The organism is Halorientalis regularis (genome assembly GCF_023698535.1).
Lineage (GTDB): Archaea > Halobacteriota > Halobacteria > Halobacteriales > Haloarculaceae > Halorientalis > Halorientalis regularis.
In genome coordinates, this window is record NZ_JALJCL010000003.1 from 1 (window position 1) to 23,832 (window position 23,832).

Annotated in this window: 16 protein-coding genes, 1 tRNA gene and 2 rRNA genes; 6 read left to right on the plus strand and 13 right to left on the minus strand. The window is 65.8% G+C overall.

Annotated elements, in window-relative coordinates; genetic code table 11:
• From MU521_RS04050 to MU521_RS04065, 4 genes are all read right to left on the minus strand, one after another.
• Nucleotides 1–2,588: ribosomal RNA gene (locus tag MU521_RS04050) — 23S ribosomal RNA — on the minus strand; the annotation flags it as partial.
• Nucleotides 2,589–2,931: 343 nt separating this feature from the next.
• A tRNA-Ala gene (locus tag MU521_RS04055) sits at nt 2,932–3,003 on the minus strand.
• Between the two features lie 109 nt (nt 3,004–3,112).
• Nucleotides 3,113–4,585: ribosomal RNA gene (locus MU521_RS04060) — 16S ribosomal RNA — on the minus strand.
• A gap of 757 nt (nt 4,586–5,342) precedes the next feature.
• Nucleotides 5,343–5,654 carry a non-histone chromosomal MC1 family protein gene (locus tag MU521_RS04065; protein ID WP_092688381.1) on the minus strand — a complete coding sequence of 104 codons (312 nt, stop codon included), beginning with the start codon at nt 5,652–5,654 and terminating at the stop codon, nt 5,343–5,345.
• Between the two features lie 282 nt (nt 5,655–5,936).
• Between MU521_RS04065 and MU521_RS04070 the strand changes: the two genes are divergently transcribed.
• From MU521_RS04070 to MU521_RS04085, 4 genes are all read left to right on the plus strand, one after another.
• Nucleotides 5,937–6,134 carry a hypothetical protein gene (locus MU521_RS04070; protein ID WP_049995293.1) on the plus strand — a complete coding sequence of 66 codons (198 nt, stop codon included), beginning with the start codon at nt 5,937–5,939 and terminating at the stop codon, nt 6,132–6,134.
• Between the two features lie 51 nt (nt 6,135–6,185).
• Complete coding sequence (locus MU521_RS04075; RefSeq protein ID WP_092688378.1) at nt 6,186–7,238, plus strand: quinone-dependent dihydroorotate dehydrogenase; 1,053 nt, start codon at nt 6,186–6,188, stop codon at nt 7,236–7,238.
• A gap of 64 nt (nt 7,239–7,302) precedes the next feature.
• Complete coding sequence (locus MU521_RS04080) at nt 7,303–9,093, plus strand: histidine kinase N-terminal 7TM domain-containing protein (RefSeq protein WP_092688375.1); 1,791 nt, start codon at nt 7,303–7,305, stop codon at nt 9,091–9,093.
• A gap of 63 nt (nt 9,094–9,156) precedes the next feature.
• Nucleotides 9,157–10,950 (plus strand): sensor histidine kinase, encoded by a 1,794-nt coding sequence (locus tag MU521_RS04085; RefSeq protein ID WP_092688372.1) that lies wholly within the window; start codon nt 9,157–9,159, stop codon nt 10,948–10,950.
• Nucleotides 10,951–11,271: 321 nt separating this feature from the next.
• Here MU521_RS04085 and pheT read toward each other — a convergent pair whose 3' ends face one another.
• Both pheT and pheS read right to left on the minus strand, forming a co-directional pair.
• On the minus strand, nt 11,272–13,017 hold the full coding sequence (pheT, locus tag MU521_RS04090; protein WP_092688369.1) for a phenylalanine--tRNA ligase subunit beta: 1,746 nt from the start codon (nt 13,015–13,017) through the stop codon (nt 11,272–11,274).
• Complete coding sequence (gene pheS, locus MU521_RS04095; RefSeq protein ID WP_092688366.1) at nt 13,017–14,528, minus strand: phenylalanine--tRNA ligase subunit alpha; 1,512 nt, start codon at nt 14,526–14,528, stop codon at nt 13,017–13,019. Before pheS ends, pheT begins: the two co-directional genes overlap by 1 nt.
• A gap of 299 nt (nt 14,529–14,827) precedes the next feature.
• Between pheS and MU521_RS04100 the strand changes: the two genes are divergently transcribed.
• Complete coding sequence (locus MU521_RS04100; RefSeq protein ID WP_092688363.1) at nt 14,828–15,253, plus strand: hypothetical protein; 426 nt, start codon at nt 14,828–14,830, stop codon at nt 15,251–15,253.
• A 3-nt stretch (nt 15,254–15,256) separates the two neighbouring features.
• Here MU521_RS04100 and MU521_RS04105 read toward each other — a convergent pair whose 3' ends face one another.
• The 7 genes from MU521_RS04105 to MU521_RS04130 all read right to left on the minus strand — a co-directional run bounded on the left by MU521_RS04105 (nt 15,257) and on the right by MU521_RS04130 (nt 22,544).
• Nucleotides 15,257–16,861 (minus strand): tryptophan--tRNA ligase, encoded by a 1,605-nt coding sequence (locus tag MU521_RS04105; RefSeq protein ID WP_092688417.1) that lies wholly within the window; start codon nt 16,859–16,861, stop codon nt 15,257–15,259.
• Nucleotides 16,862–17,087: 226 nt separating this feature from the next.
• Nucleotides 17,088–17,420 carry a hypothetical protein gene (locus MU521_RS04110; RefSeq protein WP_092688360.1) on the minus strand — a complete coding sequence of 111 codons (333 nt, stop codon included), beginning with the start codon at nt 17,418–17,420 and terminating at the stop codon, nt 17,088–17,090.
• Nucleotides 17,421–17,534: 114 nt separating this feature from the next.
• Entirely contained in the window at nt 17,535–17,657 is a 123-nt protein-coding gene (locus MU521_RS21410; RefSeq protein WP_281186996.1) for a hypothetical protein, read from the minus strand.
• 50 nt (nt 17,658–17,707) lie between these two features.
• Nucleotides 17,708–18,730 carry a tRNA-intron lyase gene (endA, locus tag MU521_RS04115; RefSeq protein WP_092688357.1) on the minus strand — a complete coding sequence of 341 codons (1,023 nt, stop codon included), beginning with the start codon at nt 18,728–18,730 and terminating at the stop codon, nt 17,708–17,710.
• 51 nt (nt 18,731–18,781) lie between these two features.
• Nucleotides 18,782–19,525, minus strand: a complete 744-nt coding sequence (locus tag MU521_RS04120; protein ID WP_092688354.1) for a DUF91 domain-containing protein — start codon at nt 19,523–19,525, stop codon at nt 18,782–18,784.
• Nucleotides 19,526–19,726: 201 nt separating this feature from the next.
• Nucleotides 19,727–19,969, minus strand: coding sequence for a DUF8028 family protein (locus MU521_RS04125; RefSeq protein ID WP_092688351.1), 243 nt, complete (start codon nt 19,967–19,969; stop codon nt 19,727–19,729).
• A gap of 214 nt (nt 19,970–20,183) precedes the next feature.
• Nucleotides 20,184–22,544: a DEAD/DEAH box helicase gene (locus MU521_RS04130; RefSeq protein WP_092688414.1), complete on the minus strand. Its 2,361-nt coding sequence runs from the start codon at nt 22,542–22,544 to the stop codon at nt 20,184–20,186.
• Nucleotides 22,545–22,695: 151 nt separating this feature from the next.
• On the opposite strand from MU521_RS04130, the gene MU521_RS04135 reads away from it, so the two are divergent.
• Nucleotides 22,696–23,796, plus strand: coding sequence for an outer membrane protein assembly factor BamB family protein (locus tag MU521_RS04135; protein WP_092688348.1), 1,101 nt, complete (start codon nt 22,696–22,698; stop codon nt 23,794–23,796).
• Nucleotides 23,797–23,832 lie beyond the last annotated feature (36 nt).

Below are 23,832 nucleotides of genomic sequence, written 5' to 3' on the forward strand. Positions count from 1 at the left end.
TAGGCGAACAACCTCACCCTTGCCCGCTTCTGCACGGGCAGGATGGAGGGAACCGACATCGAGGTAGCAAGCCACTCGGTCGATATGTGCTCTTGCGAGTGACGACTCTGTTATCCCTAGGGTAGCTTTTCTGTCATCAATGGCCCGCATCGGGCGGGCGCATTGGTTCGCTAGACCACGCTTTCGCGTCAGCGTTCCTTGTTGTGCAGAACACTGTCAAGCCATCTTTTGCTCTTGCGCTCTTCGCCGCGTCTCCGACACGGCTGAGATGGCCTTAGGGCGCGCTCGATATTCTTTCAAGCGCGTACCGCCCCAGTCAAACTGCCCGGCTATTGGTGTCCTCCTCCCGGAGTGAGGGTCACAGTCACTAACGGGTAGTGTTTCATGTGTGCCTGGGTGGCCCGCTAGCGCGGGTACCTCTGTAACGGCTCCTACCTACTCTGCACATTAGCGACCATGTCCCAGCAACAGCCTGCAGTAAAGCTCCATAGGGTCTTCGCTTCCCCTTGGGGGTCTCCAGACTCCGCACTGGAACGTACAGTTCACCGGGCCCAACGTTGGGACAGTGGCGCTCTCGTTAATCCATTCATGCAAGCCGCTACTGAAGCGGCAAGGTACTACGCTACCTTAAGAGGGTCATAGTTACCCCCGCCGTTGACGGGTCCTTCGTCCTATTGTACTAGGTGTTCAGATACCCGCACTGGGCAGGATTCAGTGACCGTACGAGTCCTTGCGGATTTGCGGTCACCTATGTTGTTACTAGACAGTCGGAGCGCCCGAGTCACTGCGACCTGCCCCTTTCCGGGGCAGGCATCCCTTATCGCGAACTTGCGGGACTAACTTGCCGAATTCCCTAACGTCGGTTGTCCCCGACAGGCCTTGGCTTTCGCCGCCACGAGCACCTGTGTCGGATCTCGGTACGGATTCTCTGCTCCCTTTTCACGGGCCCCAGGTTGAACCGGCTTGCGCTATCCCGCCGTTCGTCCGCTTCGTGCCGTTACGGCTTCCACGGATTTGGACGGTTCGTCCGGGCGAAGGCCCGGACCGGTCGACCCCGAGGCGTCGGTTTCACTGCAGAGAAGCACTGGAATATTAACCAGTTTCCCTTTTGTCCGTCGCGAGTTACGAACGGACTTAGGACCGGCTAACCCTCGGTTGACGAACAGTGCCGAGGAACCCTTGCTCGTAAGGCCGTCGGGATTCTTACCCGACTATCGCTGCTACTATGGCCAGGATTTTCGTCACTGATCGGTCCACAGGAGTCCTCACCCCTGCTTCCACCCAATCAGAGCGCCGACCTACGCGGTCGCCCGGTAAAGGGCGCGGCCAGGTCTCGGTGGTGGACTTGAGCCCCGATCATTTTGGGCGCCCCGAACCTCGGCCGGTAAGCTGTTACGCTTTTCTTAGAGGGTAGCTGCTTCTAAGCTCACCTCCCGGCTGTTTAGGGCTCGGGACAACCTTCGATCGCACTTAGTCCACACTTTGGGACCTTAACCCAGCTCTGGGTTGTCTCCCTCACGGTACACAGGCTTACCCCGCATACCGGACTCCCCGCGTCGACAGCGTCCGTAGGTTTGGAGTTTGACAGTGGAGCCGACTCCTCTCGGAGGCGGACACCACAATCGGTCGCTCTACCCCACGGACTACCTCGGCGGAGGTCATGCTTCGACATGTTTCGGTCGGAACCAGCTGTTGCCGGATTCGATGGGCCTTTCACCCCTACACGTAGGTCACGGGAGGGTATTGTAGGACACCATCCCTAACAGGCTTCCACGTGCCTTTCGGTACGCTTCACCTTGCCCACGCGTAGATCATCCGGTTTCGGGTCGTACCCGTTTGACTCCCCGCGCTTGAACACGGCGGCCCTGGTGCAAAGCACTGCGGCCATGTCGGTTTCCCTGTGCCTTCCCCGATGACCGGGTTAGACTCGCCAAACTGGTACACTCCCTGGCTCGTTTTTCAAAACGTACGACGGAACACCGGCTTCCTGTGGGTCCTACTGGAGGGTCGCCCCTCGGTCGTTTGCCACAGGACCTTTCATGCCCCGTCGCTCCATCGCCAACTGATTTCAAGCCCTATTGCACCTCCCTTCTGAGGGTGCTTTTCAGCGTTCGCTCACGCTACTTGTTCACTGTCGGTCTCAGGTAGTATTTAGCCTTGGCAGTCGATGCCTGCCGTGTTCACGAGGGATTTCCAACCCCCGATACTCTGGAACTGACGCACACCGTACTGGTCTTCACTACGGGGTTGTCACCCTGTTTCACGCTCCGTTCCAGGAGACTTCGTGAAGACGATCCGGTGATGAGGGTCAGCCCGAACACCACATTGCCCGAAGGCTTCGGTTTGGGCTGTGTCGCGTTTACTCGCGGTTACTAACGACATCACATTCGTTTTCTCTTCCTGCCGGTACTGAGATGTTTCAATTCCCGGCGTTCCCCATTGCGCGAAGCAATTGCGGTGAGGATTCCTATTCGGAAATCTCCAGTTCTTCCCCTCCGTGCGGGTCCCTGGAGCTTATCGCAGCTTGGCACGTCCTTCATCGGCACCTGAGCCGAGCTATCCACCAGCTGGCATAGTAGCCAATCGCTGATGATGACCTGGAATGACTCCAGATCATGTTGGTGACCCGGACGAGGTCCGGGTCGTGTAGTGACTCGGATATGATTCCGAGTCGCGTCCGCCAGACTACGTCTGGCGTGCTGTCAGACTCAGAGAGTCTGACAACGTCTTAAGACTCGATGAACTGCACACGAGTCCAGTGGACGCCTGGATCGCACGTACACACAGTCTCATCTGCAACGCCCGGTGGTTGCCGGTGCGTGCATCAACCCTTCCCACTCGCGTTCACACGGAGTGGTGCATCGGTCTTCCGTACACGGATCGAACGTCGTGTCCCACTTAAGGGGCACGGTTCGGATCCGGGACGGGATATGGACCCACTGGGATTTGAACCCAGGGCCTCCGCCTTGCAAAGGCGGCGCTCTGCCGCTGAGCTATGGGCCCTTCCCTGCGGACAAATGTTAGCCCTGGCAGTTCATAGGTGCTCGGTCGGTTCGTGGCTCGAACGCGATCCTCCAAAGGTGGGCTGGGTGTGACCCCAGTCCCGGTCAGTAGGAGGTGATCCAGCCGCAGATTCCCCTACGGCTACCTTGTTACGACTTAAGCCCCCTTGCGAAGCCCAGATTCGACCACCGCATGGTGGCCTCATCCGGACCTCACTCGGGTGCTTTGACGGGCGGTGTGTGCAAGGAGCAGGGACGTATTCGCCGCGCGCTAATGACACGCGACTACTACCGAATCCAGCTTCATGCGGGCGGGTTTCAGCCCGCAATCCGAACTACGACCGGGTTTAGGAGATTAGCTCTCCCTCTCGGGGTCGCATCCCACTGTCCCGGCCATTGTAGCCCGCGTGTTGCCCAGCACATTCGGGGCATACTGACCTACCGTTGCCCGTTCCTTCCTCCGCTTTGGCAGCGGCAGTCTCCCTAGTGTACCCAGCCAACACGAGGTTGCTGCTGGCAACTAGGGATGCGGGTCTCGCTCGTTGCCTGACTTAACAGGACGCCTCACGGTACGAGCTGACGGCGGCCATGCACCTCCTCTCAGTGGCTCCAGTAAGATCATCAACCTGACCTTCACTGCACACTGTCGGTGCTGGTGAGATGTCCGGCGTTGAGTCCAATTAAACCGCAGGCTCCTCCGGTTGTAGTGCTCCCCCGCCAATTCCTTTAAGTTTCATCCTTGCAGACGTACTTCCCAGGCGGCTCGCTTCACGGCTTCCCTACGGCACAGCGCAGGCTCGTAGCCTGCGCCACACCTAGCGAGCATCGTTTACAGCTAGGACTACCCGGGTATCTAATCCGGTTCGAGACCCTAGCTTTCGTCCCTCACCGTCGGGTCCGTTTTTCTGAGGCGCTTTCGCCACCGGTGGTCCGTCCAGGATTACAGGATTTCACTCCTACCCCAGACGTACCCCTCAGATCTCCCGGCCCCAAGCCGAACAGTTTTCGCCGGACGCCTGCCCGTTAAGCGGGCAGATTTCCCAACGAACTTGCTCGGCCGGCTACGGACGCTTTAGGCCCAATAATAGCGGCCATCACTCGTGCTGCCGGTATTACCGCGGCGGCTGGCACCGGTCTTGCCCAGCACTTGTTCCTGTACCGCCTTACGGTACAGAAAAGCGAGGACTGTATGCCCTCGCACTCGGAGTCCCCTTATCGCACTGTCGTGCAGTGTAAAGGTTTCGCGCCTGCTGCGCCCCGTAGGGCCCGGAATCTTGTCTCAGATTCCGTCTCCGGGCTCTTGCTCTCACAACCCGTACCGATTATCGGCACGGTGGGCCGTTACCCCACCGTCTACCTAATCGGCCGCAGCCACATCCTATGGCGCCGGAGCGTTTCCAGCTCTCTGCACTCCAGCATGAGAGCTGTATTGGAGATTGACCTCAGTTTCCCGAGGTTGTCTCCATCCATAGGGCAGTTTGGCCACGTGTTACTGAGCTATCTGCCACGAGTCTGAACTCGTGCGACTAGCATGGCTAAATCGGACTCCGATAGCAATGGCCTCCGGCAGGATCAACCGGAATGTCTCCTGGCCGAAGCCAGGAGGGTTAGGCGGGACACACTCTCGAAAGAGTGTGACTATCGAAGGTATAACACGTTCGACGACACACGGACCGACCGAGTGTCACCGAACTGCCAGGGCTAACATCAGATCCCATCTATACGGCGGACCGCAGGGGTGGAATCCTCATTCATTGCGGACCTAATTGTACACCGGGACACCACATAAGGGCTTCGGTGTTCGTTCGGACCGCTGCCGGGCGATGTCGGCCCCGGACCGGCCGTGTCTGCATTCCGTCCGAGTGCCCTGTTCCACTTAAGGGCATCGGATCGGCCTCAGCCGGAATCCGCATCCGGGAAGGCCGTGCGTGTTTTCGACGATCCCCTTCGTAGACTTAAGCGGATCGATGCAGACCGCCGGGCAGTGGGATCCGTCCCACCGCCCCGCCTTCGTGTTTCTCTCGATGGGGGTGATTTACTTAAGCCCGTCGAACCGGAGCCGATACGGCAGGCGATTCCATGGGAACTGCTCGCGCGCGATCGAGCCTCGTGGCAGCTTTCATATATGTATAGCATCTGGTGTGTAGAGCGTACCCAGGTCGGCAGAAACTGTCGCGTGGGCGGAGGCCGGCCGGTCATCCCGCGCGTGGTGCGTTCGGTCTGGCCGGGTGTTTCCACGCAGTCGGTGGTTGGAGCGAGGAACGGCTTATCTTTGTGGATACGTGCCCGTGTGCGCCGGGTGAAAATGCGACCGAAGAAACCTCCGTCGAAGCCGCGTACTCAGATTTCCTCGAGGTGTTCGACGCCTTGTTTTTCGACGTTGCCTTTCGTGATCTCGTTGGGCATCCAGTCGGGTTTGTCGTCCGGTGCGTCTTCCTCCCAGGCCCACCCTTCGTAGATGTGCACTTTGTGCGTGCCCTTCTCGCGGAGCCGGAGCTCCGTTCGGTCGGCGACGGACTCACTGCTCGCCGGATCGAGCCGCCGGGCCGCCTTCAGTGCTGCCTGCCGGGGTGTGCCACCGGAGAAGACGCTGGACTCGTCTCCGTTCGACTCTCGAAGCGCGAAGTTACGCTTATCTTGGTCACGTGCCATGGTTTTCGCCTCTCCGTGTCAATTCAGCACATGACCAACCATAAATATACCCCCGGATCCCCCCGCCGTCGGGCGGTGAATTTATATAGTATCCGATAAACCGCTCGCCAGTTTAGGTGATAATCAACCGGTATCGGGCGGATTTCGCCCGTGCTGGCGCGCGGGCGCGGCGGAAGATGCCCCGCTCCGGGCGGTTCGACGCCAGCGACCTCCCGTGAGAGGGCGACCTCGCACGGTAAGCTTAAGTAACTCCTACGGCGAACCACGACGTACGATAGCGCGATGGTGCGAAAAAAGAAGCTGAGTCCGAGTGGCGCCAAGGACGAGGATGGCGAGTACCACAACGTCCACATCAACCTGCACGAGGACGAGTTGGCGGTCGCCGGTATGGAGATCGGCGACGAAGTGTTCGTTCGGGTACGGGACAACAAGATCATCATCCAGAAGGCCGACCCGGAGGACGTCGAACACGAGTTCTAACGCCCCAGTCGTATCGAGCCATCGCCGACCACCCACCTACGAGGAGAGAGTGTGATCTACGAACTCGCGAAACCGCTGTTGTTCAGACTCCCAGCCGAAACCGCCCACCGGAGCGTCCACAGCCTGCTCGGTGTCGTCGACGGCACGCCCGTCGCCGACGCTATGGTCCGGCACTACACCGTCGAGGACGACCGCCTGACCGTCGAGGCGTTCGACCAGACGTTCCCCAACCCCGTCGGCGTCGCGGCCGGCTTCGACAAGAACGCCGAGATCCCCGGCGCACTCGCCGCACTGGGCTTCGGCTTCGTCGAAGTCGGTGGCGTCACGGCCGTCCCCCAGAACGGCAATCCCCGGCCGCGGATGTTCCGCCTCCGCGAGGACGAGGCGCTGATCAACCGCATGGGGCTGAACAACCACGGGGCGGCCGCCGTCGGCGATCGCCTGGCGACCACCGACGCCCCCGTCCCCGTCGGCGTCAACGTCGCCAAGTCCGAACACGTCGCCCCCGAGGACGCCCCGGCCGACTACCGCGAGACCTACGAGCAGGTGGCCGAGGGTGGAGATTTCTTCGTCGTCAACGTCTCCTGTCCCAACTCCCAGGGCTTCGCCGAACTCCAGAACCGCGATTCGATGGAAGCCATCCTCGGTGAACTCCAGGACGCGGGCGCGTCGCCGCTCCTGGTCAAACTCTCGCCGGACCTGCCCGACCCGGCCGTCGAGGACGCCCTCGATCTGGTCGACGAACTCGATCTCGACGGCGTCGTCGCCACGAACACGACGACGGACAGGCCAGCCCCGTTGCGCAGCCCCAACCGCGCCGAGACGGGCGGCCTCTCCGGGAAACCCATCGAACACCGGGCGACGGAGATGGTCCGGTTCGTCGCCGAACGCACCGACACCCCGGTCGTCGGCGTCGGCGGCGTGGCGACCGCCGAGGACGCCTACCGGAAGATCCGCGCGGGCGCGAGCGTGGTCCAGTTGTACACTGGCCTGGTCTACCGTGGGCCGGGAATCGCCCGCGACATCAACCGCGGCCTGCTCGACCTGCTCGAACGGGACGGGTTCGACTCCGTACGCGAGGCCGTCGGCGCGGCTCTCGACTGAAAATCCGTATCAGCCGCGGTAACCGCCGGGAATTTTTAACGGCTGTTGGACTCTAGACGAATCAGTGACGTGGGAACTCTCCCAGTGGACGGTCCCGCTCGCGATCTCGGGGGTTCTGGGACTGGCTGTCACCGCCGCGGTCTGGCGGGAACGGCCAAAGACCGGGGCGACCTGGCTGTCGTTCGCGGCCCTCGCCGTCGCCGCCTGGGCGGTCGGCCAGGTCGTCGTCGTCTCGAACACGACCCACTCGGTCCGGCTGCTGGGCAGCGGCCTGACCGTCGCCGGGATGGTGTTCACGCCGCCGCTGTGGCTCCTGTTCTCGCTGGAGTACACCGGCCACGACGCGTACATCAGTTCGCCCCTGGTGGCCGTGTTGCTCCTCGAACCGACGATACTCAGTGCGCTGGCGCTGTCGGGGAGCCCCCTCATGTTCGCCGAGGGAGCCCTCGCGGCCGGGGCGGCGGGCGCGACGCTGTTCGTCAAGTACGGCCCCGTGCTCGTCGCCCAGCACGCCTACGGCTACGCGCTGCTGTTCGTCAGCGAGTTCCTCCTCTACAGGATGTTTCTGGGCACTCGCAACGTCTTTCGCAAGCGCACGTTCTTCCTGCTCCTGTTGATCGTCGTCCTCCACGCCTGCCACGTCCTGAGCGTGGCGGGTCTGAGCCCGACACCGTACCAGACGCTCACGCCGCTTGGCTTCCTGCTGTTCGGCGCGCTCTCGCTGCTGGCGCTCGTGAGCTACCGGGGGTACGAGTTCCTCCCGCTCCAGCCGATCCTCGGGCTTTTCAGCCGGCACTCGAAGAATCTCACCCCCATCGCACGGGAGCGTGCCATCGAGGAGATGGCGACCGGCTTCATGGTGATCGACCACGCCGGCCGGATCGCCGACATCAACCCGATGGGCAAACGTATCCTCGCCCGCGAGGGCGAACGCGTCGTCGGCAAGGAACTCGCGACGGTGATCCCGCCGGAGATCTTCGTCGACGACGTCCCGGAGTTCTTCGACGACGAGACGGACGCGAGTGGTCGGTACTCCGGCATCTGGGTCGAGACCCCGGACGGTGAACAGCGCTGTTTCGACGTTCTCGTGACGAGGCTGGGCGACGACGCGGAGTCCGGCGCAGTCGCCCTGATCCACGACGTGACCGACCGTGAACGACGGAAACGCAAACTCCGGGAGCAAAACGTAGAACTCAAGCGACAGAACGAGCAACTCGACAACTTCGCCGGTATCGTCTCCCACGACCTGCGCAACCCGCTGACCGTCGCCGACGGCCACCTCGAACTGATCGACCGCGAGACCGACAGCGACCACGTCGACCCCGCCAGGGCCGCCCTGGACCGGATGCGCCAGATCATCGACGACGTGTTGACGCTCGCCCGGAGCGGGCAGTCGGTCAGCGACACCGAGCAGGTCGACCTCGCGGCGGTCGCGACCGAGGCCTGGGAGACCGTCGACACCCGCGACGCGGCCCTCACCGTCGACGTCGACCTGACCGTCGAGGGCGACCCGAGCCGCCTGCGCCAGCTGTTCGAGAACCTCTTCCGGAACAGCGTGGAACACGGTGGTCCCGAAGTTGCCGTCACCGTCGGCACACTCGACGGTGACGGTGGGTTCTTGATCGCCGACGATGGCCCCGGCATCCCGCCCGACCGACGGGCGGAGGTCTTCGACGAGGGGTTCTCGACCGACGACGACGGCACGGGCTTTGGCCTCGCGATCATCGAGACCATCGTCGAGGCCCACGGCTGGGAGATCGCCGTCACCGAGAGCGAGCAGTCCGGTGGTGCGCGTTTCGAGATCACCGGCGAGAGCCTCGCCAACGACCAGGACGTCCGGGCCGTCGCCGACTGAGCCAGTATCACGCGAGATAACACGGAAGCGAGGTTTATCCGCCCCGGCAATCCACGTCCGAGTATGCCCTGGCAGGTGACGCCGTACACGCTCCTGTTGGCACTGTCGACACTACTCGGGGTCGCGGTCACCGCCGCCGTCTGGCAGGAGCGGCCGAAAGGCGGGGCGACGTGGCTCTCGCTGGCGGCGTCCGCGGTCACGCTCTGGGCGGCCGGTCAGGTGATCGTCGTCTCGACGACGGCCCTGGAGATGCGACTGCTCGGCAACCGCATCACCATGGCGGGCGCTATCGCCATCCCCTCGCTGTTCCTGCTCTTCACCCTCGCGTACACGGGCCGCTCCGACGGGGTCGGCAGGCCGCTGAAAGCCCTCGTCGTCCTCGAACCGCTCGTCGTGATCGCCCTGGTGCTGGTCGGCCACGACCTCGTCTCGCCGGCGGTGACGCTCGCGCTCGGCCGGGGCGAGGCGTTCGGTGCCTTCGGCTACGACCTCATGACGGTTCACTACGTGTTCGGCAACGCCCTGCTGTTCGTCAACGAAGTCCTCCTCTACAAGATGTTCCTGCGCTCGCGCAACGTCTTTCGCAAGCGCACGTTCTTCCTGCTGGCCCTGCTCGGCGTGTTACACGCCACGCATCTCGTGACCGTCCTCGGCCTGAGCCCGACGCCGTACTACACGCTTACCCCGCTCGGATTCCTGTTCTTTGGCACCCTCTCGCTCGTGGTGACGGTCAGCTACCGGACCCTCTCGTTCCTGCCGCTCCAGCGCCTCCTGGCGACGGTCGGCCGTCACTCGAAGAACCTCACGCCGCTGGCGCGGGATCAGGCCATCGAGGAGATGGCCACCGGCTTCCTCGTGGTCGACCACCAGGGCCGCATCGTCGACACCAACCCGCTCGGCAAACGGATGATCGGACGGGCCGACAGCCGCGTCGTCGGGAAAGACCTCGAAACGGTGATCGCCCCGGACCTGTTCGTCGACGGGCCACCCGAGTTCATGACCGTCGACCCCGGCGAGGTGGTCAACGGCCGCTACACCGGCCTCTGGATCGAACCCGCCGACGGCGACCCCCGCTGTTTCGACGTACTCGTGAGCGCACTCACCGAGGATGGGGAGATGCAGGGCTACGTCGCGTTGATCCACGACGTGACCGAGCGCGAGCGACGCAAGCGCAAACTCGAACAGCGCACGGCCGAACTGGAGCGGCAGAACGACCAACTCGAGGACTTCGCCGGCATCGTCTCCCACGACCTGCGCAACCCGATAAACGTCGCCAGCGGTCGGCTCCGGATGATCGACGCCGGCGACGACCGGGAACACCTCGACGAGGCCCGACAGGCGCTCGACCGGATGGAGGCCATCGTCGACGACGTGTTGACCTTCGCTCGCCTCGGCAAGACCATCGACGACACCGAACCGCTCGACCTCGCGGCGGTCGCCCGGGAGGCACGGGGGAACGTCGACACGAAGGACGCGACTCTCGAACTCCCGGCCGACCTGACCGTCGCCGCGTCCCGCGGTCGCCTCCTCCAGGTGTTCGAGAACCTCTTTCGGAACAGTGTCGAACACGGCGGCCCCGACGTCACCGTCACCGTCGGCGAGTGCGACGGCGGCTTCGTCGTCGCCGACGACGGTCCCGGCATCGACCCAGACCACCGCGAGCAGGTCCTCGAACAGGGGTTCAGTTCCGACCCCGAGGGCACCGGCTTCGGCCTCGCCATCGTCCGCACCATCGTCGAGGCCCACGGCTGGGAGATCGCCGTCACCGAGAGCGAGAGGGGCGGCGCGCGCTTCGAAGTCACCGGCGACATCCGCGCCAACGGCGAGAGCGCACGGCCGTCGTCCGTCGACCGATAGGGTCGTGGACTGCGTACGAGCATCCGCCGAGCGACGTTTTGGGTCGTTCGATCCCTCGGTTGTTCCCTGCGGTCACTCACGAACACACCGGACGCGAACGAACGCAGTGAGTGAGCCGTCCGGCAGTTTTTCCCCACGTTTTTGCGACCGAGTGGTGGCCACAGGCCACCCGAGGGAGTAAAAAGTGGGCTCGCGGTCCCTACCGCAGTGCGGCCAGGTCGAACTGCGACCACCTCTTTCATCGTCGGGTTCGCTCGCGATGCTCGCGAACCCTCCTCGAAAAAGCTGGATCAAAAATGCCGCTCGCTTCGCTCGCGGTCCCTAGCGCAGCGCGTCCAGGTCGAACTCGAACGCCGCCACCGGCAGTTCGATGTCGTGTTCGACGATCACTTCGGGGTGGACCTCGCCGATGACACCGACGTCCTCGCCGTCGATTACGACGCTGGCCGTTCGACCGGAGATGAAGGTCGGATGTTCCGTGGCTGGCGTCTCCAGGTCCTTGTCGAACCCGTCCACGAGCGCCCGGAGCGCGGCCTTGGCGTCCTCGTAGGACGCGCCGGCGTGACAGAGCGCCGCGGCGACGGTCCGTCGTTCCGCGACGTTGGTGTTCTCGCGCTCGTCGACGTGCGCCGAGAACCCGACCTCCGCGAGATCCTGTGGGTACGCACGGTGCGTGTTGTTCTCCAGGACCATCATGATCGAGGGCAGTGCCCACGAGCGCACCATGGTGAAGTCCTCGCTGTAGGGCTGTTCGATGGTGACGGCCTCGCCGCCGCCGACGGCGTCACTGCCCTGGGAGACGTTCAGGCGCTCGTAATTTTGCTCCTCGTCGATCAGGTGGAAGTTCAGCAGGTCTTCGAAGCCCTGCCCGACCAGCCGGTCGCGGACGGCGTCTTCCAGCCGGGAGCGTTCGTGTCGACCGCCAACGGTCGACACGTCGGGGTAGCGCGGTTCGAGTTCGTTGAACCCGTAGGCCCGCCCCACGTCGTCGATCAGGTCGACCGGGTGGAGCACGTCGACCCGGTAGGGCGGGACCTCGACCCGGTAGGCCGCCGTGCCGTCGTCGGTCTCGGTGGGTTCGGCGTCCATCCCGGCCCGCTCGATCAGGTCGACCACGTCCCGTTCGTCCAGGTCGACGCCGAGCATCGTCTCGATGTCGCCGTGGGCGACGGTCTTTTCCTTGGTCACCAGATCCGGCCGGATCAGTTCGCGCCCGGCGTCGGGCGTCACGGGTGCGTCGTCGGTGTACTCGACGTCGACCTCCTCGACTTTCCCGCCGCGGGCGTCGAGGGCGTAGCAGACGATGTTCAACATCCTGTCGACCGTCCACTGGTCGGTGCCGGTCATCTCGATGAACAGATCACGGGAATCGGCCGAGACCTCCGTCCGACGGCCGTTGACCACCGGCGGGAACGAGAACAGCCCGATCTCGTCGTAGATCGCAGGCATCGACGCGTAGTCGGCCACGAGGTCGGCGTACTCCTGACCGATGTGGTGGACCTCCAGCACTTCCCGCAGTGTGAGTTCCTGATCGCCCTCCAGGGGCACCATCGTCTCCTCGTCGGCGTCGACGCCGGTGTAGGTGATCGACTTCGCGCTGTCGTCGTCGTCCTTCAGCGTCTCGCCTTTCAGCATCGTCAGGTCGTGGACGCCGATGGCGCCCTTCGCGCGCTGGCGGCCCATCGTCGCGTGGAGCTTCTCCTGCAGCTGGATCAGCGAGTCCAGCGCGGCGTCGTCCATGTCCAGCCCGCGGACGATAGCGCCCGTCACGTAGGGCCGGTCCTCGGGCACGTCCGCGACGCGGATGGTCCACTCGGCGTCGTTCGTGCTGGGGACGTACACCCCGCGGTCGTCGCCGTAGTGATAGCGCAGCGAGCGAGCGACGCCCTCGACGGAGAGCCGGTCCAGTCGGTCGGGCGCGAACTCCAGTTCGAACTCGCCGTCGTCGGTCTCGCCCTCGAACTCGAGGCCGAGGCCGAACAGGTCCTCTTTCAACTCTGCGTCGTCTTTTTCGTCGTGGCCGGTCAGGTACCGGAGTTCGTCGGGATCGATTTCGACGGTTGGCATCAGTATGTCACCTCCTCTTCGCGCAGGAATTCGAGATCGACCAGCGTGCCGTGCACGTCGCGGATGTCCTCCGCGCCAGTGGCGAGCATGAACAGCCGTTCCAGCGCCAGTCCCCACGCCATCACGTCGCAGTCGACGCCGAGGGGGTCCAGCATCTCCGGCCGGAAGATCCCCGAGTTGCCGATCTCGATCATCTCGCCCGTCTCGGGGTGGCGACCGAAGAGCTCGAAGCTCGGTTCGGTGTAGGGGTTGTAGTGGGGCTTGAACTCGATGTCCGTGATCCCGAACTGCTCGTAGAACTCGGTGAACGTCCCCATCAGGTCACGCACCGAGAGGTCCTCGGCCATCACCCAGCCCTCGATCTGGAAGAACTCCAGCAGGTGGGTCGCGTCCAGCGTGTCGTTGCGGTAGGCCTTCTCGATGGAGAAGAACCGCTGGGGCGGCTCCAGGTCGCCCATCGCCTCGCCCGAGAGGTGCCGGGCGGTGAGCGAGGTGGTGTGGCCCCGCAGGGCCAGCGCCTTCGCGAAGTCCAGGTCCCACGGCGAGTGATACCCCTCGCCGTCCGGGCCGACACCCTCGCGGTGGGCCGACTCGACGGCGTCGGCGAGGCCCGTGGGGAGTTCGTCGATGGACTCTGGCGTATCGAGCGCGAACCGGTCCCAGTGGTTGCGCGCCGGGTGGTCCTGTGGCATGAACAGGCAGTCGTTGATCCAGAAGTCGGCGTCGACGTGTGGCCCCTGCATCTCCTGGAAGCCCATCCCCACCAGCGCGTCCGTGACGCGTTCGGCCATCTCCCGGAGCGCGTGCTTGCGGCCGGGGACGACCCGCTCGGCGTCGGCTTCGACGTTGTACTCGGCGAACTCGACGCTCTCCCACTCGCCGCTGGTGAGCATCTCGGAGGTGACCTGGCCGACGGTCTCGGCCGTCTCGATGCCGGCCATCAACTCCGTGACACCGTCGTCGGTGAGCGTCACCGAGCGGACGACGGTCTCAGTCTGCTCGATCAGCCCGCGGTTGTCCAGGTCCTCGAGTGCCGTCTCGCGCGCGTACGCGCCGGCACCCTCCGCGAGAGCGTCAAGGGCCGTCGCCTCCTCGTCGGCGTCGGGGTCGGCCTCGGGGTCGGCGGAGATCTCGCCGCTGTCGATCTCACCGTACCCCTTCCGGGCGTAGTTCGACAGCGCGATGTCGACGGCGTCGCCCGCCAGTCCGGACGCGCCGATGACCTGGCCCATCTGGACGGGGTCTTCGTCTGCTCCCGCGTCGACGGCGGCCTCGTAGAGGCGGAGTTCGGGCAGGCCCGCCTCGACGTAGCGCTCGGCCTCCTCGGTCAGTTCCACGTCGCTAGTGGTGCGTTCGGTCACCTCCAGCAGGCCCGCGTCGTCGAGTTCGAAGGCCGCTCGCGTGGCGGCCTCCGGTTTGAGGTCGGCGGCCTCGGCGATGCGGTCGATGGTTCGTTGCTCGTCTGCGCTCGCGGCCTCCAACACCGCGACCTGTGCCTGTGGCAGTTTCATGCGTGGATAGTCGTTGTTACGTACCGCGCGGGTCGGTCAGTTAACGGTTCTCACTCGCGGCTCGCGGCTCGCGTGTGACCGGTTTCGCTCGGCCCGGCGAGTTCCCCCGCCGCCCGAACTCCGCCGGACTCAGACGGCAAAAAAGAAGTCGAACCCCGCTCTCGGGACTCCCTGGCGCACGACCGACCGGCAATGGGGTTCGGATGCCATGTGCGAACGATTGTGAGAGGACGGCAAAAACGTACCGTTGTCGCCCGCGAGCGCAAGACCTATTGGCCAATCTGTAGCCACAGTCACACATGGGAGATCGAGATTCACGGGACCGGAACCGAGATACCGTCGTCGACCTGCTGTCGGCGGCGATGCCGCTGGCCGACCCGACGCCGCTGACCGACGTGGCCATCGAACTGCAGGACGGACTGGCGGACTTCGGACTGGGGCCGTCGGCCATCGAGCGCGTCCTCGACGGCACCAGCCTCCCCGAGGCCGGCGAACTCGACGTGACGAGGGTCACGCAACCGGACGCAGGCATCGCGGAGGACCAGGCCGACGCCGTCGTCGACGCTGGCGGGCAGGCCGCCGAGGTGATGATCGAGGGCAGCGGCGAGGCGGCGAAAGTCCTCGTCGACACCGGCGGTGACGTAGTCGAGATTACCACCGAAGGCGGCGAGGTCGCCGCCGAGGCGACCGCGGAGTTGCTCGTCGCCGCGCTCGACGGCGTGTGAAAGTCAGTCGCCGCTCGCTCGCTTCCGATCCGAATCGAACTCGAAGTCCAACTCGTCCAGTTTCGCCTCCCACTCCTCGCGTTTCTCCTGGTGGTCTTCGAGGAACTCCGCCATCAGCTCGGCGGCCTGCTCTTTGCACCCGCCACAGAGGCGTTCGCCGCCGACACACTCCTCGTAGACCTCCTTGGCGAACTCGTCGTCGTCACCCGAGAGGAGGTAGGCGTACAGTTCGTAGACCGGGCACTCGTCGGCCTTCCCGCCTTTCTCGCGCTGTTCCTCGGCGGTCTCCCGGCCACCCGTCGTCGCCGCCGTCACCTTGTCGTACCCCTCCTCGGGGTCGTCGAGCAGGCTGATGTGACTCGCCGGGATCGACGAGGACATCTTCCCGCCCGTGAGGCCGGTCATGAACCGGTGGTAGATCGAGGACGGCGGGACGAACCCGTAGCCGCCGTGGTCGACCTCGACCTGCCGGGCGAGTTCCTCGGCTTCGGCGTGATCCAGGTCGAACGCGTCGACGTGGGCTTCGTAGCGGCGTTTCTCCCCGTCGATTTCCTCGACCAGTGCGTCGAAGGCCTCGTCGGTGGCGTTGCGGTCGAGGAAGCGGGTCCGGGGTCGGAGCGGCTCTTTGCCGGCGTTGTCGAGTTTCTCGACCGCCCCATTGCGGGCCTCGGTGGCGCTGGTCTCGTAGTCGGCCAGCCACTCACCGGCCTCGCCACACCGGGGCTGGTCGGGGTCCTCGGCGTACTCCTCGCGGTGGTCGTAGGCGATGGCGACCAGTTCCCGCTCGGTGTCGGTCAACTCGAAACTGGCGAACGCGTCGGTCACCTTGAAGTAGCGCATCCGGGTCGACAGGTCCCGCGCGAACCGCATGTGCGGGTCCTGGTCCGGCCCGACCGGGATGACCGTCGGTTTGGGCTCGTCAAGCTGGGGATAGAGGATGTCGGCCATCTGGGTGACGACCGACTCCATGTGGGACACGTCGGTCTCTCCGTCGAAACCGTAGATGGCCTGGAACTCCGAGAAGTTCGCCTCGATCCCGAGTTCGAAGGCCAGGTCCTGCACCTTCCGGTTGGTGGACTGCCGGTAGAGGTCGCCCTCCTCGGGGTCGAACCCCAGCGCGAGCAGGCTCAGGATGTAGTTGCGCGTGTGTTCGTCGATCTCGTCCCAAGAGAGTCCGCGGGCGCTGTGGGCCTCGAGGTCCGCGATCAGGGCGTAGGCGTCCCCGCCCTGCTGTTGATGCCAGATGATCTCGTCGAAGACCATCTTGTGGCCGATGTGGGGGTCGCCAGTCGGCATGAACCCCGAGAGGGCGGCCCAGGGGTCGTCGTTGCGCATGGCGCGAGCGACGGGGCGGTAGTCGCGGTGGCCGAAGATCACGCCCCGGCGCATCAGGTAGTGGGGGTCGGGCACCTCGTCGAGCACCTCGTCGAACTGCTCGATGCCGAACTCCTCGAACAGCTTGCGGTAGTCCGAAACCGTCGAGGAGCCCCACGGATCCAGCGCCACGTCGTCGGCTCCGGCCGCGCCGCCATCTGGTAGCGCCTGTTCGACTGCTGGCGCGTCGTCTCCGGTCGGTTCGTTCGTGTCGGTATCGGGTTCGTGTGTCATCTGTGTCGTCTCCGGTGTCTGTTTGTCGGGCACTCGAAAAGCGAAGGGAGCAACGCCACCGCGGCCGCCGTCACCGGGCGGCCGGAGTCGCGAGACTGTCCGCTTCCGAAGTTCGCCAGCGCCAGCGCCATCCGTCGGAAGCGGCCATCTTGGGTGAACGTAACCGCGAGCAGGTGTTTAACGGTTTTCAATCTCGGTGCCTGCGATGGCCCCGGACCGGTCACAGTCAGACCTGGTACCCGAACCCGCCGAGGCGGTCGATCCGCTTCGGCACCCGCAGCAACGTGGCCGCGACGTGCTTCGGCCCGTCGCGCTGGCACGCCCCTTCCCGGTCGACATCCTCGTACCGCAACTGGATTTCCGTCAGTGGTACCCGGTCCCCGTACTCGCCCCACTTGAGCCGTTGCAGATCCCACGTCCCGCACGCGTTCACGTCGTACTGGTGGACGACGAGCGTCTCGCTGCCGAGGTCCGTCTCGTCGACGAACGCCCTGGCCGCGTCGCGACCGACCGTCGCCGACGGGAAGTCCAGCGCCGCCCGCTCGGTCTCGGCGGTCACGATCCAGTGGGTCGATCGGTGCTCGATCCGGTGATCGGCGACCGACGACCGAACCGCCGGCCCACCCGCCGGATTCCGGACCGTCCGCGCCGCCGGCGAGTCCGTGCTGTTCGCTCAGGACCGTTCGGTGACTGTCGGTGTCGGCGTCCCGCCGCTATCCGACCCGAGACAGCCGCTCGCTCCGGTGAGAAGTGCCGTGAGACTACCCAGAACCTGCCGACGCGACGGTGCTTCCATACCGGAGGCAGACGTATCGGTCGAATGAACGTTGTGGTTGCGAAATCGGGTCAGGGTGTCAGCCGCTCGGCCGAGAGCCACGCGATCCCCGCGCCCGTAAGCGCGAACACCATCCGCTTGCGGACCCCGCCGGCCAGGCGCACGTCCAGCGCGAGGTCCCGCGGCGCGAACCCGTGTCCATCGGGCACCACCCGGATCAGCAACTCCGAGTGACTGAGTTCCGACACCGACTCCACGTCCGCGTAAGTCCGAAAGTCCGCACCGAATTTATATCCCGTCTTGGGCACGACGCCGGCCGCCCGGAGCGCGGTGTAGACCCGGAGCCGGCGGTCGAACCGGTCGCCCTCGACGGTTCGGCCCCGCTCCAGCACCGCCTGCTCGTCGTCCCCGTCGGTCCCCAGCGCGAGCGCGCCCTGCCGGACGAGGTAGGCGGCCTCTACCAGCGAGAGCTGGAGCGTCTCGACGGTCTCGCCGTCGCGGTCCAGCGGCTGGCCGTAGAACCCCCGCTCGTAGATGTCGGCGGGCGGCTCCCAGAGCAGCACGCGGTCGTCCAGCAGCGAGCCCGGGGTGTCGGCGGGTGGCTCGTAGTCGGTCGACCCCGACACGTCGGGCCGGTCGGTTTCGAGGTAGGTGATCTCGCTCTCCTCGTCGACGACCGCCAGCACCACGTCGCCCAGGTCACTCGCGGGCACCGTCGCGCGCTCGCTGACGACGCGCACGCGGTAGGCCACCTGGTCGTCCCAGGGCCCCTTTCCGCGAGGGTAGACCACCAGGTCGGCGGTCCCGTGGTCGGCCACCCAGTCGGCACCGGTCGGAGAGAGGTAGAAACCCCGATCCCGGAGGTCCTTGTACACCAGAAAGTGTAGGTCCGGGCAGGCCGCCGAGGCGAGAAACTTCCGGAAGCCCATCCCGTCGACCGATTCGAGGTCCCCGCGGTAGAGGAGGTGGGCGGCCTCGACTGGTGCGAGGCGAACCCCCTCGCCGTCGGGGTCACCGTAGCCGCGAGCGTCGTGGAACTGCTCGCGGGCCTGGCGACCGGCGCGAACCACGCCCGAAGACAGCGTCGCGTCCATACCGCCACTCGCCCACGCGCGGACAAAGCCCCCACGGTCTCGACGGCGCGGTCACGACGGGGTCGCCGCTTCTCGCCCCGCTTCCTCACACCCGCTGTCCAGACACCGGTTCCCGCCCGCCGTCTCGAAGACCGGCAGGCCACAGGCACACTCGTCGACGACGGTGCCGGTCGGGATGCCCCACCCAGTCTCGCAGTCGGGATAGTGCTCACAGCCCGCGAGGAGGCCGCCCCGCCGGAGAATCCGGAGGTCGCCGTCGCAGTTCGGACAGTCCCACTCGCGGTCGAAAGCGTTCCGGACCGCCTCGTCCAACGACTCGCACTCCCTGTCGATGCAGACTTCGAACGCGCGCCCGCGCCGGACGCGCATCCGCGGACACCCGCAGTCACAGTCGGCGGCCTCGGTCAGTATCGTCGCGTCCCGCGGGAACCCGTACGCCGTCCGACAGCCGAGACAGGATACCGCCCCGTCGTCCCGGACGAGGCGGCCGTCACAGTCCGGGCACTCGCCGACCGGGATGCCGACCTCGGCGAGGGGGTAGCTGTCGTCGCCGTAGGTCTCGTGGACCTCGACGCGGAGAAACTGGTCGCCGTCGGTGGCGGTGAGGACGCCGTCCGCGACGGTCACGGTCTCGGCGCGGGTGAGCCACGCCACCGGCTGGTAGCCCGCGGCGTCGTGGACCAGTACGGTGTCGTCGGGCTTGCGGAGGACGATCACGTCACCACGACGGTCGTCGGGTTCGGTGTCGTCGCGGATGGTACACTCGCCGGCCAGCACGCGGGTTGCCTCGTGCATACCCCGGGCTGGTCGGGGTTTCGTATTTAAACGTCCGGGCGGGCAGACGCGTCGGTGGGAGAGACGGGTCGAGTCCGAGGCCCGATCCGGAGGGGGGAAGTGGGAGTGGTCCCGTCGGCGTCGGCGTCGGCGGAGACGGGTGGAGGGCGGTTGAGACGGATGCGGGGACCGTGGGGCAGGCGAGCCCACGCGTCCACGGCGTCAGTCGCGGTTGTAGTTCCGACCCAGGACCGCGCCGGCGAGGTTCGCGACGACGAGCGCCGCGAACAGCGGGAGGGACTCGCCAGCCAGTCCCGAAACCATCATCGGGACCAACACGAACGGGAGGACGACCGCGCTCCAGAAGGCCAGACACCGCACCGGGGCCAGGAGTTTGCGGCCGGCATCTTTGCGGGCGGTCCAGTCGGCGACGCCGTCGAACGTGGAAGTCGATTGCGTGGACATCGTGGGTCTCCCTGCACTCACCCCTTGGACGGACACCTGCATATAACGGGTCGACGCTTGCCGAGAATTCGCCTCGTTTTTGCGAGTTTGCGGTCCTTCAGTCACGTTTTACCACCTATCGATCGCCGTTCGTACGGCTCGCTAACGTTTTAGGACGTGTCTGGATATCTTTAGAGGTTTTATCGACGTTTTTGCGCCCGTTTCGATGATCCAGTCACTCGATGCGGACCGTCCGGGAATCGGAAACCGGCGCGAGCGGCAGATCGGGGAAATAGACCTCGGCGGTGTAGGTCAGCGTGTCGGCGTCGCCGCCGAACACGCCGACCGGGAGCGTCGTCGTCCCGAGGTAGCCGTCGGTCGTGGTCATCTCGTGGCCGTTGACCGTGACGCGGACGCCCGCCCGCGCACCGTCGCCTGCGTTGGTGACCGTCACCTCACACATCTCGTTGCCGCCGCTCGCGATGGCGTCGGGGAACTCGCCCCAGTCGAACTGGAGGGCAGGCAGTGACTGTGCGCTCCCGGCGACCTGTTTCGCGACGCCCTCGGAGAGCCCGGCCTCGACGAGACCCGACACGCCGGCCTCGCGCACGTCGGCCGGGGACTGCAGGCCCTTCGTGGCCAGTCGGGACGCCCGGCCCGATCCGACGCCGTCGAGCGCGGTCAGCCCGACCGCATCGGCGCTGACGCCGTGTTCGATGCGTGCCTCGACCCGGGCCGCGAGGTTGGCCGCGGCCGCCGTCCCCAGGTGATCGAGGAAGGCCCGGAGCGCGGCGAGCAGGCGGAGGGCGTTCTGGCGGATCACCCACGCGTCGCTCCGGAGTTCCGCCGGCGTGGCCGAGTCCATGCTCGAATCCAGGATCGCCAGCACCTTCCGGGGGCCGGGGTCGAGATTGCGCTCGCGGTCGCCCAGCACGGCGCGCACGGCGTCGCGTTCGTCCTTGCGGGCGCTCGCGCTGTCGAACTCCGCGGCCGTCGCGACCGCCCGGAGCACGTCGTCGGTCGTCAGTTCCGTCGCGGTCCCGTCGCCGCCCTCGGCCCGGCGCGCCAGGTCGGCGAACTCCCGGGCGGTGTCCAGACGGAGGTAGAACTTCGAGGCCAGTCGTCCGAGGCGGGTCGGCGAGAGCGACAGGCCGTCGCGTTCGACGAACCCGCGGTCGACCAGTTGCTCTAGCGTGTCGCTAACGCGGTCGCGCAACTGGCCGTCCGAATCGTAGCGGTCGGGCGCGGACCGTGCCCGCACCGCGTAGAACGTCGTCTCGATCCAGTCCAGCACGTCGTCGATGTCCTGGACCGTACCCAGCACGATCTCGGCGTTGAGGTGGGCGTCCAGGTCCGTGGCCAGTCGCGACTCGATCTCCTTGCCGTCCCGGAGCAACTGGCGGTACTTGTCGGCGTCCGAGCGGTCACAGACGACCCAGGCGTACCCCTGATCGTCGTAGCCCGGTCGGCCCGCCCGCCCGAGCATCTGGAGCACGTCCAGCGGACTCATGTCGACCTCCCCTTCGAGGGGGTCGTGGAGCTTCGTGTCCCGGATGACGACACAGCGAGCGGGGAGGTTGACCCCCCACGCCAGCGTCGAGGTCGAGAAGAGCAGGCCCAGGATCCCCTCACGGAACCAGCGCTCGACCAGATTCTTGTCGTCCTTCGAGAGCCCGGCGTGGTGAAAACCCACGCCGTCCAGCACGGATTTGCGGAGCGTCTCGTTCTGGAGCTGTTCGGCGTCCTGGTGGAAGTCGTAGTCGCCGCGGGCCCCCATGGGCACGTCCCGCTCGGCCAACTCGTCGCGGGTCTTCTTGGCGGCCTGCACGGTGTCCTGTCGAGAGGAGACGAACACGAGCCCCTGCCCGTCCTCCCGGAGGTGCGGTTCCACGAGATCGAGCGCGCGGTAGAGGCGACGGTACTTGTCGGCGAAGGCGTTCTCGCCGTGGGTGTAGGTCTTGACGCCAGCTTCGAGGGGCACGGGGCGGTACTCCTCGCCGAAGGCGAAGGTGGTCTCGGCGGGGGCGTCAAGCCACTCGGCCACGTCGTCCACGTTGGGCATCGTCGCCGAGAGCGCGACGATGCGGGGGTCACAGAGCCGCCGGAGTCGCGAGATGGTGACCTCAAGCACCGAGCCACGGCGATCCGAATCCAGCAGGTGGACCTCGTCGATGATACAGCAGTCCACGTCGGTGACGAAGCCGTAGCGGGGCGAGTCGTGTTTCCGGGTGGCTGAATCGGCCTTCTCGGGTGTCATGACGAGGATGTCGGCCCGCTCGGCCCGGCGGGGGTTCAGGTCGCGCTCGCCGGTGACGACGTACACCGAGTAGCCCAGGTCCTCGAAGCGCTCCCACTCGCTTTCCTTCTCGTTGGTGAGCGCCCGCAGGGGAGCGAGAAAGAGGGCGGTGCCGCCCGCGTCGAGGACCCGGCAGATGGCGACCTCGGCGAGCGCGGTCTTGCCGCTGGCGGTCGGTGCGCTGACGACGACGTTGTCGTCGCGCTCCAGGAGTGCCGGCAGGGCCTCCGACTGCATCCGGTTGAACGACTCGAACGGGAAGGCGTCGGCGAACTCGGGGAGGACCTCGTCGATAGCCACCTGCGGCTCGTGATCTACGCTCCCTGGCACGACAGCAACCGGGGGTGCCGAGAGTATAGGCGTTTCCGTCCCGGTCGGCACCGTGGCTCGGCCGGCACGGCAGGGACCCGAAGTGCGCACACTTACCTTAGTCGAGCGACGTGTCGGCAGTATGCGACGGCGGACGTACGTGGCGACGGTGGGGAGCGTGCTGGCCGGCGGCTGTCTCGGACTCGGGGGCAAGGACGGCCGGGGAACGGACGACCGCACGGGGACGCCGGCCGGCACGGAAGCGTCAGGCGGTGACCGGCCGGTCGGGTTCGAGCGCCAGTGGACGACCGAATTGGGCATCGATAGCCTCGATATGGCGCACGTCTCGGCCGCCGTGCGGGACGACACGGTGTACACGACACACGACCGGGGGATGAGCGCGCTCTCGCTCGCGGACGGCGACGAACGCTGGGCGAACCCGACGCAACGGACCTTCGACGCGTTGACAGCCGACGAGGACGGGCTGTACGCCATCTGGACGACGGGCGAGGTGCTGGCAGTCGACCCCGACACCGGCAAGGCGCGCTGGGAGCGCGGCGAAAGCGGGGACGAGAACACAATCTACGGCCCGGTCGTCACGACCGCCGACCACGTCGCCGCCAACGGCTCCGACGGCGTCGTCGTCTACGAAAAGACCGGCGGCCAGCGGCTCACGGCGCTCGACGAGTCGCCGACCTTGCTGGCCGCCCACGACGGTGGGTTTCTGGTCTATTCGAGAGCCGGACTCACGCGATACGAGCCGGACGGAACGGTCGACTGGCGTCTCGACGATGCCCCGTCCGGGTTCGCCGTCGGCGCAGCGGTCGGGGACGGGACTCCCGTCGTGGCCGGGGAGCGTTCGGTCGTCGCCGTCGACCCGGCGGATGGAACGAAGCGCTGGGAGCGAACCGTCGAGACCGACTTCAACGCGAGCGTGACCACAGCAGGGGGCGTCGCGTTCGTCAGCGAACGGTTCGACCCCACCACCGTGTCGGCCTTCGAGATCGATTCGGGGACCAGACTCTGGACCGAGAACCGAGATGGGGAGGTACCGTTTCCGACGGTCGGACTCGACTCGGCGGTCGTCGTCGAGGACGACGAGCGGGCACAGGCGCGGGATCACCGGACCGGGGAGGTCCTCGACTCGTTCGGGACGGGGTTCAACAAGTTCATCATGGGGACCGTCGGACGCGGCCGGACGTTCGTTGGCGTCGGACGCACGGTTTACTGCTACCACGTGTGACCGGTGCCCGGAATGGGGCCCCGGAACCCTACACTT

What these genes read in the sequence shown, in the direction of transcription:
- MU521_RS04065 (WP_092688381.1), bottom strand. Translation starts at nt 5,654, where the DNA reads ATGGCACGTGACCAAGATAAGCGTAACTTCGCGCTTCGAGAGTCGAAC.
- MU521_RS04070 (WP_049995293.1), top strand. Translation starts at nt 5,937, where the DNA reads ATGGTGCGAAAAAAGAAGCTGAGTCCGAGTGGCGCCAAGGACGAGGAT.
- MU521_RS04085 (WP_092688372.1), top strand. Translation starts at nt 9,157, where the DNA reads ATGCCCTGGCAGGTGACGCCGTACACGCTCCTGTTGGCACTGTCGACA.
- pheT (WP_092688369.1), bottom strand. Translation starts at nt 13,017, where the DNA reads ATGCCAACCGTCGAAATCGATCCCGACGAACTCCGGTACCTGACCGGC.
- pheS (WP_092688366.1), bottom strand. Translation starts at nt 14,528, where the DNA reads ATGAAACTGCCACAGGCACAGGTCGCGGTGTTGGAGGCCGCGAGCGCA.
- MU521_RS04100 (WP_092688363.1), top strand. Translation starts at nt 14,828, where the DNA reads ATGGGAGATCGAGATTCACGGGACCGGAACCGAGATACCGTCGTCGAC.
- MU521_RS04105 (WP_092688417.1), bottom strand. Translation starts at nt 16,861, where the DNA reads ATGACACACGAACCCGATACCGACACGAACGAACCGACCGGAGACGAC.
- MU521_RS21410 (WP_281186996.1), bottom strand. Translation starts at nt 17,657, where the DNA reads ATGGAAGCACCGTCGCGTCGGCAGGTTCTGGGTAGTCTCACGGCACTT.
- endA (WP_092688357.1), bottom strand. Translation starts at nt 18,730, where the DNA reads ATGGACGCGACGCTGTCTTCGGGCGTGGTTCGCGCCGGTCGCCAGGCC.
- MU521_RS04120 (WP_092688354.1), bottom strand. Translation starts at nt 19,525, where the DNA reads ATGCACGAGGCAACCCGCGTGCTGGCCGGCGAGTGTACCATCCGCGAC.
- MU521_RS04125 (WP_092688351.1), bottom strand. Translation starts at nt 19,969, where the DNA reads ATGTCCACGCAATCGACTTCCACGTTCGACGGCGTCGCCGACTGGACC.
- MU521_RS04135 (WP_092688348.1), top strand. Translation starts at nt 22,696, where the DNA reads ATGCGACGGCGGACGTACGTGGCGACGGTGGGGAGCGTGCTGGCCGGC.